This window comes from Bacteroides sp., assembly GCF_030151085.1.
Taxonomy (GTDB): Bacteria; Bacteroidota; Bacteroidia; order Bacteroidales; family Bacteroidaceae; genus Bacteroides.
In genome coordinates, this window is record NZ_JASLER010000085.1 from 15,737 (window position 1) to 27,983 (window position 12,247).

Consider the following 12,247-nt stretch of genomic DNA (forward strand, 5'->3'; position numbering starts at 1 on the left):
TACCACACCTTCTTTTTAAATCACAAAGTTGTTATTCAATTCCCAGGTTGTAAATCATATCCCAAGCATCGTTGACTGTAAGGGTGATAACCGTTTCCTGTGACAAGTCAATCGGATTGTCATCGTCACTTGTCGGGCTACCCGGAGTACCACCATCAGTAGTACTTGCTTTGTATTTCTGACCCAGTGAGTAGAAGTAGTTACGGTTTACATCATATACTTTCGGATTGGTTGCAGCAGCGTTCACTACATCCCATTCTTTCAAAACAGTGCCCAGTGCATCTTCCAACTGTACAGTGAAAGTAGTGGTAGATGCTACCTGTGGGAAAGGAATAAGGAACTTACCGGACAATACACTGTTCGGTACCAATGCTACACCAGCACCGGTAGGAGCCGGAATATTAAATACAGCGGCAAGATTGGAAGCCGCGTTAGTAACCTGTGCTGCATAGTCGGTAAGCAATGTCACAAGATTGAATTCTAAAACTTTGGTTCTCGTATTGTTACCGGTACCGTTCATTAATCCTGTGTTAGGGAAGGTGAAAGAAGTACCATGATTGGAAGCATATACGCGTACGGATGCTACTACGTCTGGCAGACCACCTATCGGGTTAGGATACAGAACAGGGATATTCTTGAAGTAGCCAAGTAAACCTGCTACCTGGCGTCTCAAAACCACCTGGCTGTTAGTACCCGACTGGATGTTACCATTAACTACCATAAAGCTGTCCCTTCCGGCGAAAAACTCGGATTCGTTAGTCAATGCAGGAAGAGTAGCAGTAAATGCATTTGCAGCAGGACCACCATTTGTAATAGTGTAGTCCGGAGTAGTGTTATAACCGTAAGCTACAACCATATATTTACCGTCAGTTGCTAACTTATTCAGTTTTACTGTCTGGCTTGCCTCATGTGTAGTAGTTCCCGGAACTGCGGTATCCGTTGGACCTGCTGTCCATGCAAGTGGGTTCTGTATACCGGTTGCTAGTGCAGCAGTGGTAACATCTGTTCCATCTGGAGCGTAAATGTACAATTTCACAAAGTTCACATTATTTTCTGCTTCAGAACTGTTTACAGGACGTACTAAACGAGTACCAGGACCGTCGCCGCCACTGTTCAGGGTCAGGGTTAGTTGCTGTCCGGCTGCTACATCGTGATTTTCCAGAGGAACAGCGTCATCATTGCTACATGCTGCAAACATCATAGCTGTTACAGCGGAAAAGAACAAATAATTTTTCATTTTAGTTAAGTTTTAGAATTATACAATCAGTAAAAAAAGAAAATATTTAATTTATGTCTAGACCGTTAATTATTTCCCAACCATCTTCTGTCCACATATAAATGTTGAAGTCCCGTGCTTTATCATCATATACATATTTTAATGTAGTCAGTTGATTGCGCTTCATAGTTACATTTACGTCTTTCGGCGTAAGAGTTGGGGTTATAAGCGCCGGATTGTCATAGAAATCAAGATGTAACAGAGATTTGAAATCACCTGTAGACGGTGCTAGTTTGGTGTGCAGCACAACTTCTTCTTCAGGTGCCCAAGTATCGGACTTGTTTACAGTGATAGGATTGGTATAAGCAAATTGATAGTTTACCTGCTGATATATATTGCTTATGCTCTTGTTGGCATAGCGCACGGAAGCCGGAAGATTCGTTACGTCCAGAATAAGTTTTCCGGTGGCACGCTTCATTCCTAATGTATAGGTATAGTGATTGATGTCGTACACCAATGTGTCATGTACCAAATAAATATCACTTCCTTCCTGTGTACCTTTATGTATGATACTGCTCAGTGAGCGATCTGTAAGCGAAAAGTTGTCCGCCAGTCCGCCCCAAACAGTCAGCACATATTTACCAAAGGGTAAACTGTTAGCAAAGCTGAGGGGCAAAGCCTGTTCACTACCTGTCACGTTAAACACGCCCCGTTCTTCAACTATATTACCGGTGGCAGCATTGCGAAGGGCGTAGTAAAGCGTGGGGATGTATGCATCGAAAGCAAGAGTCTCGCTTTTTGGAGTTTCTTGTGGTACACTTCCCACGTTGGAATAGTTTTTATCTATCACGGTGAGTTGCACCTGCAAAGTGGGACACGAATCTAAATCGTCGTGGATACAAGAAGAAAGCAACAACGGAGCAAACAGGAGGCAATAACCTATTTGCTTCCGAAGAGACATACGTACGGATAAACCGTTTTTATTAATTGGATTCATAACAGTAGAGTATTCTTTTCTTGATTCTGGTACATCTAGTTTATATATTGCGGAATCAACGAAACGTATTCTCATTTGTTTTCAGAAACCCATTTTTGATAGAAAACAGAGCTGTATTTTAATGATTTTAAAGGACTATATCTATAAAAAAGTACTCGCACCCAGTATATTATACATATACGTCACATTCCGAACCCGTATCAAATCACCCTTTACAGTGAAAAGCAACTGATACTTAGTTTCCGAATTCGACATGCCTATCTCAACCGCAACCATAGACTGCCATTCGGGAAACTCCACGTAAGTGACATTCTGCACCTCCCCACCGGCATATTGACTCATCGAGAAAGTATTGAATACAGCAGCAGGGGCCTGATCCATCGTTTCCCAATCCGTCTGCTTCATTGCCCATTTGCCATCGGCGCTGAACCAAACCTTAGTATCAAAACCATTCAGCATAAAATTCGCTACATAATACTCGTAGTCGCGCAACCAAGCTACATCATTAGCCGTAGGATATAACTTCTTCAAAGACGCCTGAACATTGGCAGGCGCCCAATCGGCAAACACAGAAGCTGATGCAATCAACAGAAGCATCAGAAAAGAGATTCTCAACTTTTTCATAACTTATTCAGATTATAATTGTACAGTCAACAACAGCACCTTTCGAGTTTTGTTTGAAAAGGTTAAGCACAAAAGCTATTTCAACCAAAATAAAAAACTATATTTGCCAATCACTTAAAAAGGAATCAGTATGGAAGCAAAACTTTGCCAAAGTTGTGGAATGCCCCTGGCATCCGATGAAGTTCTCGGCACTAACGCCGATGGTAGCTTGAACCATGAATATTGTACTTATTGTTATCAGAATGGAAAGTATACACAAGACTGCACCATGGACCAAATGATAGAACATTGTGCAGAATTCACTGCTGAATTCAATAAAGATGCCGGCACTAATTTTACCAAAGAAGAAGCCATTGCCGGTATGAAGGAATTCTTCCCGACGCTAAAGCGGTGGCAAGCATAAGCTAAAAAAGAAGGGCATGACACGTATAGAAAAAGAGAAGCAGACTGTAGAGCAAATGATCCGCCTTTATTGCGTAAAGAAAGAAGGGAATAAAGAATTATGCCCGAGGTGTCGTGAATTGTTAGAGTTTGCACATACAAAATTAACCCGTTGTCCTTTCGGAGAGGGAAAGCCTACATGTAGGCTCTGCCCCATCCACTGTTACAAACAGGAAATGAAAGAACGAATGAGGGAAGTAATGAAATTCTCAGGTCCGCGAATGCTGCTATATCATCCTATCGCAGCATCCCGGCATCTGTGGAGGGAATACGGACATCAGTATTTGACCAAACTATTTGGCGAACCTTTCCAAGAGCAGCATAAACAGTAAACTATTTTCAAATCATAGCCTTCCAATGAAGCCTCCGGATCTTTTGGAACTACTTCTCCTTTGTCAGAAACATATACCGGCAAGCGATCTCCTTGCGTGTTCATCACACAAAATGCCCCCACTTTACATTGGGGGCAAACCATTTTACGCATAATCAGTTAAAATAATATAGGAAAATAGCTACTCCTTCGAGTGCTTTCTTCTTCTCACCTTGAATCTCGATAGCAAACTTAATTTCTGCTTTTGCCACTCCACGAAGATTCGCCAAAGAGTGCAGACTGGCTACCAGACGAACACTTTGTCCTGACAATACAGCCTGACCAAACTTCATCTTATCAATACCATAATTAATCATCATCTTAAGATTGTTCACCTCAATGATCTGATTCCACAGATAAGGTAACATAGACAATGTCAGATAACCATGTGCAATAGTGCTATTAAAAGGGCTTTCTACTTTCGCGCGCTCCGTATCGACATGAATCCACTGATGGTCTAACGTAGCATCGGCAAAGAGGTTGATACGCTCTTGCGGAAGATCTACATATTCCGAAACACCAATCTGCTGACCTACCAGCTTTTCAAAATCCTCATACGAATTAATAATCACTTTTTCCATTATTCTCTATTTATTTGGGAAACAAATATACTTCTAATTCCCGCAAGTACAAAAAGTAAAGTATCTTTTCACAAAAAAAAAAGATAACTAAGCCTTCTTTTTAAATATAACACCTTAATATATCTCTGAAAAAATGTATATTTGTTCTATGAAACATGCCATTATCATAGGTGCCACCTCGGGCATTGGACAAGAAGTAGCCAAGTTGCTAATACAGCAAGGTTGGCGAATCGGTATTGCGGGTAGAAGAGAAGACGCTTTGAAAGAAATGCAAACTACCGCCCCCACTCAGATAGAAATAGAACAACTAGACGTAACCAAGGAAGATGCCACAGTACATTTGCACCAACTGATAGAAAAGCTTGGAGGAATGGATTTATTTTTCCTTAGTTCAGGAATCGGTTATCAAAATAAGGATTTAAATCCGGAAGTGGAACTGAATACAGCTCGTACTAATGTAGAGGGCTTTATCCGTATGGTAACAGTAGCTTTCAGCTATTTCAAAGAAAATAAGGGAGGACATATTGCTGTTATCAGTTCCATTGCAGGTACTAAAGGATTAGGAGTTGCTCCTGCCTATTCTGCCACCAAACGATTTCAAAATACATACATTGATGCTTTGGCACAATTATCAAAAATGCAACGTCTGAATATCCTATTTACAGATATTCGTCCGGGATTTGTTGCCACCGATTTACTTAAAAATGAGAAATACCCTATGTTGATGCAAGCTGATCGTGTAGCACAGCAGATTATCAAAGCTTTAGACCAAAAGAAACGGGTGGTTGTGATAGATGTTCGTTATCGAATATTGGTCTTTTTTTGGCGGATGATTCCACGATGGATATGGGAAAGGTTGCCTATAAAAAATTGAATTCGTATCTTTACGCTAACAAACATAAACATATATCCAATATGAAAAGAAATTCTATATATATCCTGGCTACAGCTGCCATTGCCTTGTGTGTAGGTTCCACCCTGCCTTTCCTTGCCGGTAGCAGTACTCTGAACCCTGAACGTGACTCTGTTAAATCGGAAGTTCCTTATTGTGTCACCTCTCCCACCGTACCGGATAAAATAAACTTTGCCGGACAAGATATTGACTTGAAACGCTATGACCATCGCGAGCGCATGGATCGCGAATTGATGTCTTTTACTTATATGCATTCTACTACAATGCTTATCGTAAAACGGGCAAATCGTTATTTTCCGGTTATAGAACCTATATTAAAAGCGAATGGCATACCCGATGACTTCAAATATCTTGCTGTTATCGAAAGCAGCCTCAACCCTCTAGCCAAATCTCCCGCAGGTGCCGCCGGATTATGGCAGTTCATGCCTGTCACCGGAAAAGAATTCGGATTAGAAGTTAACAACAGTGTTGACGAGCGTTACTTTATAGAAGAGGAAACAAAAGCCGCCTGCAAATACCTGAAACAAGCCTATAATAAATATGGTAACTGGCTCTGTGTTGCTGCTGCATATAACGCCGGACAAGGTCGTATCTCTTCACAATTGGAGAAGCAAATGGTAGATCAGGCAGTCGATTTGTGGTTGGTTGAAGAAACTTCCCGCTATATGTTCCGCCTGTTAGCAGCCAAAGCAGTCATCAACAACCCGCAACAATATGGTTTTCTGTTAAAACGGGAACATCTTTATCCGCCTATTCCTTACACGGAAGTAACAGTCACCACAGGCATCAGCGACCTTGCAAAATATGCCAAAGAGAAAGGTATAACTTTTGCCCAACTGAAAGATGCCAACCCGTGGCTGCGCGACACCTCTTTAATGAATAAAAGCGGACGTACCTATGTCTTAAAAATACCGACACAAGCCGGCATGCATTATGATCCTAAGAAAACAGTACCTTATAATAAGAATTGGGTAATCAACTAAAAGAAAGTGAGGGTAGATTATGATGTTAAACTTCGACTTTGTACTCAGGCTACTGGTGGCAGGGATATTAGGAGCTATTATCGGACTGGACCGGGAATACCGCGCTAAAGAAGCAGGCTACCGGACTCATTTTTTGGTATCCTTGGGAAGTGCACTCATCATGATTGTATCTCAATATGGTTTCCAAGAGATAATCAAAGAAAGTAGTGTAACATTAGACCCTAGCCGTGTAGCTGCCCAAGTGGTTAGTGGCATCGGCTTCATCGGTGCAGGAACCATCATCTTCCAAAAACAGATTGTCAGGGGTCTAACAACCGCCGCCGGTATTTGGGCAACTGCCGGCATCGGGTTGGCTGTAGGTGCGGGTATGTACACCATCAGCATTGCGGCTACTTTGCTGACATTAGCCGGACTTGAACTTCTCAGCATTATATTCAAAAGCATCGGAATGAAAAGTTCTTCAGTAACATTTTCTACTCACAACGAAGCAACTCTCAAAGATATTTCGGAACGTTTTAATTCCCGGGATTACATGATTATATCTTATAATATGAAAAAACAGGGTCAAGGAGAACACCTAAATTATCAGGTAACGATGGTTATCAAATCTAAGAGAAGCCACGACGAAGGACATTTATTGCAGTTAATGCAAGAATTCCCGGAAGTCAGTGTAGAAAGGATTGAATAAAGTTTATTATTGCTTTTCCGTCATGTGTTTCCAATAACGCACCGGCATATCTTGCTTATGCTTTTTGGGATTGAGTCGTTCTTTAATACAGATTGCTTTGAAATAGGTTTTCCAAAGAGACTGGAAGAGTTTTTCATCTTTATCCATCAAACTCTCGTCCAACATACCGGTTACAAGATGGGACTCACGGCTGTTCTCATCAAAGTTTACTTGGCGTACTTCTTTTAAATCGTAGTAATATCCGTATGCCCGTTTAATATCATATATCAACCAACGCTGATCGGCATAGCGATCTTTAAAATGATCTATTGCCAAAGGGAGCGCATTCTTCTCCGGCTCTACCGCAGCAAAAAAAGTACCATCCGCTGCTTTCTGAAAACGGACGAATTGCAATAAACGCAACCGTTCCCAATCCACCCGTTTCCACATGCGTGAAAATTCCAGTACATCAGGATCGGCAAAGTTTGTTTCAATAGAACGGGGAGCATCTATAGCCTTGCGGATATACCGAAATAACAGCAAAGCCGTTTCAGGTTCCTCTGCCAACCAACATTGAACGAGGCAAGTCAAGGCTGAAGAAGAAATTTTCTTTTGTAATCCATGCCAGACACGGTCGGCTTTTTCTCTATCGGTTATTACAGTAAAGACTTCATCATAAAACAAGGGAAGCGGTTCTCCTTCCATAAGCAGTATATCAGGAAAAGTACGACGGGAGTATGCTTCGAAAACAGAAGTCAACAATCCCTCAAAGGTATTATCGAAAAGAAAAATATTCATTCGCCAAAGTCGAGCAGTAGTTGGCGCTCGTCCACTTTCTTTTTACTGGGTTTGGCTATCAGCAAACCACGTACTCCTTGCGGGGTTAATTCATTGACTGTACGCATAGGCAACTCATTACAGGTAATGAAGTATTGCGCTTTCTTCATCACGATACCTATCTTTTTCAGCTCATAAAAACCTAATTTAGAGAAACGGCGGGAAGCCACAATCAAACGGGCGGATTTCACACCGATACCTGGTATACGAAGTAAAGTTTCGTAATCTGCACGGTTTACATCTACCGGAAAACATTCGGGATGACGCAATGCCCACGATAACTTAGGATCAATCTCCAAATCAAGATCAGGATAAGCATCGTCCACTATCTCCTCCACCTTAAATTGGTAGAATCGCATCAGCCAATCTGCCTGATACAGGCGGTTTTCACGTACCAAAGGCGGTTGCTTTAATGCCGGAAGACGAGTATCGTAAGTATTCACTGAAATATAACCGGAATAATAGACGCGTCTCATAGAAGGTCCACGGTAAAGAGCGGATGAAAGATAAAGAATATCCTTGTCCGACTCTGATGTTGCACCTACAATCATCTGTGTACTTTGTCCGGCAGGAGCAAAACGAGGTGCATGACGATGTTTCTTTCGTTCTTCCGAACTTTCGAGCACCCCTTGCTGAATATATCGCATGGGGGCATACACACTCTTATGATCTTTCTCAGGAGCCAGTAACTTCAGATTTTCTTCTTTGGGAATTTCTACATTCACACTAAGACGGTCGGCATAAAGTCCGGCTTCGTTCACCAACTCACGACTTGCGCCGGGAATACTTTTCAGGTGAATATAGCCATTAAAACGATGAATGGTACGCAGGTCTTTGGCTACACGGACAAGGTGTTCCATGGTATAATCCGGATTACGTATTACTCCGCTACTAAGAAACAATCCTTCTATATAATTACGACGATAGAATTCCATTGTAAGATCTACCAATTCGCTCACCGAAAGAGTGGCTCGCGGCAAATCGTTTGAACGGCGGTTGATGCAATAGGCACAATCGTAAATGCAATAGTTGGTAAGCATTACTTTAAGCAATGAGATGCAACGTCCGTCTTCAGCAAAGCTGTGGCAAATCCCCCATCCACCTACAGTATTGCCCAGCATGCCCGCTTTATTCGAGCGCACTGTGCCACTGGAGGAACAAGAGACGTCATACTTTGCCGACTCTGCCAGTATCTTCAACTTATTAAGTACGTTTTCATCCATAATACTCGTGCCAAAAGTAGCAATAATCCTTGTTATAAACAAAAAAAGACCGCCAATCGTGGCAGTCTTTCACAGCATTGATTATGCTTTTTTTCTTACTTTGCAGCGTCCAAAGATGCTTTACGGAAAGCTTTCATTGCTTTTTCGATTTCCAAAGAAGCCTTACGAGCACGAGTTCCGGCTGCTTTGTTACCATTTTCTAACTGAGCATTTGCATCTTTTGCGAATGCAGCATACAATTCTGCTACTTTTTCAACTAATTCTTTCATAATCCTTTTAATTACTTCGTTAATAATGTCCGACAAAAATACACTCTTTCTCGAAATAAATGCAGAAAAACGATATTTTTTTTGAAATATTCCGCAAAATCGCTATAAAAAAGGATTCATACGCGTTTTTTCTATACTTTTGCAGGTATGAAACCGCTTACTGACACCGAATATATACACGCTCTCATAGCCGAAGGAGAGCACCAGCAGCAGGATTTCAAATTCGAAATTTCTGATGCCAGAAAAATTGCCAGAACTCTTTCAGCATTTGCCAATACAAAGGGAGGAAGATTACTTATCGGAGTGAAAGATAATGGAAAAATAGCTGGTGTACGTTCTGATGAAGAGCAATATATGATAGAAGCGGCAGCTCAACTTTATTGCCGACCGGAAATAAACTTCAGTATGCAAACTTACCAAGTAGAAGGGCGTAGCATTCTTGTTGTTCAGATTAACGAAAACGAACAAAAACCTGTATGTGCCAAAGATGAATCGGGCAAATATCTGGCTTACCTTCGCATCAAGGATGAAAATATTCTGGCTACTCCCGTCCATTTGCGAGTTTGGCAACAAAGCGGAAGTCCTAAAGGCGAATTGATAGAATATACAGAACGGGAACAGTTACTCCTCAACTTACTGGAGAAAAATGACCGTTTATCTTTGAACCGTTATTGTAAACTAGCTCATCTTTCACGCTCCGCAGCCGAACATCTGTTAGCTAAATTTGTTCGTTATGACATTGTGGAACCCGTGTTCGAAGAACATAAGTTTCATTTCAGGCTGACAAAATAGTAAGAATGAAAGGTTTATAAGATAATGGAATATGGGAATAATCAATCTGATCAATGATGTACTGTGGACATATATCCTGATTGCTTTATTGCTGGGATGCGCTGTATGGTTCACTATAAAAACCAAGTTCGTACAGTTCCGGATGATAAAGGAAATGGTACGCTTATTGGGAGATTCAAGTGGAAAAGGAGGAGCCGATGAAAAGCACATTTCTTCTTTCCAGGCATTCGCCATTTCTATTGCCAGCCGCGTAGGCACGGGTAACCTGGCAGGAGTAGCTACAGCAATTGCCGTAGGAGGTCCGGGAGCCATATTCTGGATGTGGGTTATCGCTTTATTCGGAGCAGCCAGTTCGTTTGTAGAATCTACATTAGCACAATTATATAAGATAAAAGGAAAAGACTCATTCATCGGCGGTCCTGCCTATTATATGCGCAATGGATTAAAACAACCGTGGATGGGCGCTTTATTTGCTGTGCTTATCACTATCACTTTTGGTTTTGCTTTCAATTCCGTACAGAGCAATACACTGTGCGCTGCTTTTAAGGGTGCTTTTGGATTCGACCATGTCATTGTGGGAAGCATCATTACCGTATTAACTTTAATCATTATTTTCGGTGGCGTGCAACGTATTGCCAAGGTAAGCAGCATCATTGTACCGGTGATGGCATTAGGATATATCGCTTTGGCACTTGTCATTGTTATCATAAGATTCAGAGAACTACCTGTTGTTATAGAATTGATTGTCAGTCATGCCTTCGGATGGGATGCAGCTTTGGGAGGCGGTGTAGGTATCGCTCTTATGCAGGGCATCAAACGTGGATTATTCAGTAACGAGGCCGGTATGGGTTCGGCACCGAATGTAGCGGCGACTGCCCATGTCAGTCATCCTGTAAAACAAGGACTGATTCAAACTTTGGGAGTATTTACCGACACGCTGATTATATGCACTTGCACAGCTTTCATCATTCTATTTAGCGGCGCTCCGCTGGATGGCTCCACAAATGGCGTGCAACTGACACAGTATGCACTGACTAATGAGATCGGCCCGGCAGGTAGCATCTTCGTTGCGGTTGCCCTGTTCTTCTTCGCATTCAGCAGTATTCTGGGAAACTATTATTACGGAGAAGCGAATGTTCGCTACCTGACACAGAAAAAATGGGTAGTAAGTGCTTATCGCATTCTGGTAGGTGGCATGGTGATGTTCGGCGCTCTTGCAGCTCTCGATGTAGCATGGAGCCTTGCAGATGTCACAATGGGACTTATGGCACTTTGTAACCTTATCGCTATCAGCCTACTGGGTAAATATGCTTTCAAACTCCTCGAGGATTACCGTGCACAGAAGCGAGCGGGCATCAAAGATCCTGTCTTCACAAAAGATAGGCTGAAAAACTTTGAAGGAGATATTGAATGTTGGTAAGAAGTTTTGTGATTTATAATTTATGATTTATACAATTGTTGGTGTAAATCAACTTATTTCGTACTTTTGCAACCGTAATTGCTTCAGCATTCTATAAATTATAAATTATAACTCATAAATCAAATGGGAATATTTAGCAAACTATTTAACAAGAATAGCGAAGGAATCCCTTCGAAAAACGTGGAAGACTTTGTTTCACTGACACGTGTTTACTTCCAATCCGTGATTGCTGCCAATCTGGGCATCACTAACATTCGCTATGTGCCGGATGTAGCCAACTTTAAGCGCCTGTTCAAAATCCCTACCCAAGGTGGGCGTTTAGGACAAGCTGAAAAAGCTGCTTCCCGCAAGATGCTGATGCAGGATTATGGAATCAGTGAAAACTTCTTCAAAGAAATTGACGCATCCATCAAGAAACATTGCCGTACCCAAAACGATGTGCAAGGTTACCTCTTCATGTACCAAGGTTTCTCTAGTGACTTAATGATGCTGATGGGAAATCTAATGCAATGGAAATTCCGTATGCCTGCTGTTTTCAAAGGCGCCCTACGCAGTATGACAGCAAAGACTGTGCACGATGTTTGCACCAAGACCGTATGGAAGAAAGATGATGTTCACAAAACAGCCATGACTGTACGCCAATACAAAGAAAGATTGGGCTATTCGGAAGAATGGATGGCAGAATATGTGTATAACGTAGTAATCTTAGCCAAAAAGGAACCTAGAAACAAGGACGCGGAGGCAACAAAAGCATAAATAACAAAAAGCAAGCAGGTAATTTATTCTGTTAGCAAAAGAAAAAGAATTCTAAAGAATTCCATAAGAAAGTAGGCGGGAAAGGGTTTTCTCGCCTTTTTTTGTTACTTTTATCAATTCGAATTTTCCCACACATGGAATTCTATGCGCAATTCAGC

16 protein-coding genes are annotated in these 12,247 nt (G+C 41.7%); 8 read left to right on the plus strand and 8 right to left on the minus strand.

What is annotated here, in order from left to right; all coding sequences use genetic code 11:
- Positions 1-31: 31 nt before the first annotated feature.
- From Q1W14_RS17755 to Q1W14_RS17765, 3 genes are all read right to left on the minus strand, one after another.
- The gene (locus Q1W14_RS17755; protein WP_300703822.1) at positions 32-1,237 is read right to left on the minus strand and encodes a hypothetical protein; all 1,206 of its coding nucleotides are present in this window, start codon (positions 1,235-1,237) and stop codon (positions 32-34) included.
- A 46-nt stretch (positions 1,238-1,283) separates the two neighbouring features.
- Complete coding sequence (locus Q1W14_RS17760) at positions 1,284-2,213, minus strand: hypothetical protein (protein ID WP_300703823.1); 930 nt, start codon at positions 2,211-2,213, stop codon at positions 1,284-1,286.
- A 141-nt stretch (positions 2,214-2,354) separates the two neighbouring features.
- Positions 2,355-2,837, minus strand: coding sequence for a PepSY-like domain-containing protein (locus tag Q1W14_RS17765; protein WP_300703826.1), 483 nt, complete (start codon positions 2,835-2,837; stop codon positions 2,355-2,357).
- 130 nt (positions 2,838-2,967) lie between these two features.
- Between Q1W14_RS17765 and Q1W14_RS17770 the strand changes: the two genes are divergently transcribed.
- Positions 2,968-3,240, plus strand: coding sequence for a zinc ribbon domain-containing protein (locus Q1W14_RS17770; RefSeq protein WP_300703828.1), 273 nt, complete (start codon positions 2,968-2,970; stop codon positions 3,238-3,240).
- A gap of 16 nt (positions 3,241-3,256) precedes the next feature.
- Complete coding sequence (locus Q1W14_RS17775) at positions 3,257-3,610, plus strand: nitrous oxide-stimulated promoter family protein (RefSeq protein ID WP_300703831.1); 354 nt, start codon at positions 3,257-3,259, stop codon at positions 3,608-3,610.
- On the opposite strand, the gene Q1W14_RS17780 is transcribed toward Q1W14_RS17775, so the two are convergent.
- Both Q1W14_RS17780 and Q1W14_RS17785 read right to left on the minus strand, forming a co-directional pair.
- On the minus strand, positions 3,556-3,762 hold the full coding sequence (locus Q1W14_RS17780; RefSeq protein ID WP_300703833.1) for a hypothetical protein: 207 nt from the start codon (positions 3,760-3,762) through the stop codon (positions 3,556-3,558). The genes Q1W14_RS17775 and Q1W14_RS17780 overlap by 55 nt on opposite strands.
- Positions 3,763-3,764: 2 nt before the next feature.
- Positions 3,765-4,229, minus strand: coding sequence for a MaoC family dehydratase (locus Q1W14_RS17785; protein WP_300703835.1), 465 nt, complete (start codon positions 4,227-4,229; stop codon positions 3,765-3,767).
- 148 nt (positions 4,230-4,377) lie between these two features.
- Here Q1W14_RS17785 and Q1W14_RS17790 point away from each other — a divergent pair, with 148 nt between their 5' ends.
- From Q1W14_RS17790 to Q1W14_RS17800, 3 genes are read left to right on the plus strand one after another with little or no spacing between them, the layout of a single operon-like run.
- Positions 4,378-5,103, plus strand: coding sequence for an SDR family NAD(P)-dependent oxidoreductase (locus Q1W14_RS17790; protein ID WP_300703838.1), 726 nt, complete (start codon positions 4,378-4,380; stop codon positions 5,101-5,103).
- Positions 5,104-5,144: 41 nt separating this feature from the next.
- Positions 5,145-6,125: a lytic transglycosylase domain-containing protein gene (locus Q1W14_RS17795; RefSeq protein ID WP_300703840.1), complete on the plus strand. Its 981-nt coding sequence runs from the start codon at positions 5,145-5,147 to the stop codon at positions 6,123-6,125.
- A 19-nt stretch (positions 6,126-6,144) separates the two neighbouring features.
- Positions 6,145-6,813, plus strand: a complete 669-nt coding sequence (locus Q1W14_RS17800) for an MgtC/SapB family protein (RefSeq protein WP_300703843.1) — start codon at positions 6,145-6,147, stop codon at positions 6,811-6,813.
- A 6-nt stretch (positions 6,814-6,819) separates the two neighbouring features.
- On the opposite strand, the gene Q1W14_RS17805 is transcribed toward Q1W14_RS17800, so the two are convergent.
- The 3 genes from Q1W14_RS17805 to Q1W14_RS17815 all read right to left on the minus strand — a co-directional run bounded on the left by Q1W14_RS17805 (position 6,820) and on the right by Q1W14_RS17815 (position 9,121).
- Positions 6,820-7,590 (minus strand): TIGR03915 family putative DNA repair protein, encoded by a 771-nt coding sequence (locus Q1W14_RS17805; RefSeq protein WP_300703846.1) that lies wholly within the window; start codon positions 7,588-7,590, stop codon positions 6,820-6,822.
- Complete coding sequence (locus tag Q1W14_RS17810; protein ID WP_300703848.1) at positions 7,587-8,852, minus strand: putative DNA modification/repair radical SAM protein; 1,266 nt, start codon at positions 8,850-8,852, stop codon at positions 7,587-7,589. The genes Q1W14_RS17805 and Q1W14_RS17810 overlap by 4 nt, the downstream gene beginning before the upstream one ends.
- Before the next feature lie 95 nt (positions 8,853-8,947).
- A complete protein-coding gene (locus Q1W14_RS17815) occupies positions 8,948-9,121 on the minus strand; it encodes a histone H1 (RefSeq protein WP_300703849.1) in 174 nt (57 codons plus the stop codon).
- A 147-nt stretch (positions 9,122-9,268) separates the two neighbouring features.
- Here Q1W14_RS17815 and Q1W14_RS17820 point away from each other — a divergent pair, with 147 nt between their 5' ends.
- The 3 genes from Q1W14_RS17820 (at position 9,269) to Q1W14_RS17830 (ending at position 12,089) form a co-directional block, all read left to right on the plus strand.
- Positions 9,269-9,913 carry a helix-turn-helix domain-containing protein gene (locus tag Q1W14_RS17820; RefSeq protein WP_300703852.1) on the plus strand — a complete coding sequence of 215 codons (645 nt, stop codon included), beginning with the start codon at positions 9,269-9,271 and terminating at the stop codon, positions 9,911-9,913.
- 31 nt (positions 9,914-9,944) lie between these two features.
- A complete protein-coding gene (locus Q1W14_RS17825) occupies positions 9,945-11,333 on the plus strand; it encodes a sodium:alanine symporter family protein (protein WP_300703854.1) in 1,389 nt (462 codons plus the stop codon).
- Positions 11,334-11,456: 123 nt separating this feature from the next.
- Entirely contained in the window at positions 11,457-12,089 is a 633-nt protein-coding gene (locus tag Q1W14_RS17830) for a hypothetical protein (RefSeq protein WP_300703856.1), read from the plus strand.
- Positions 12,090-12,247: the final 158 nt, after the last annotated feature.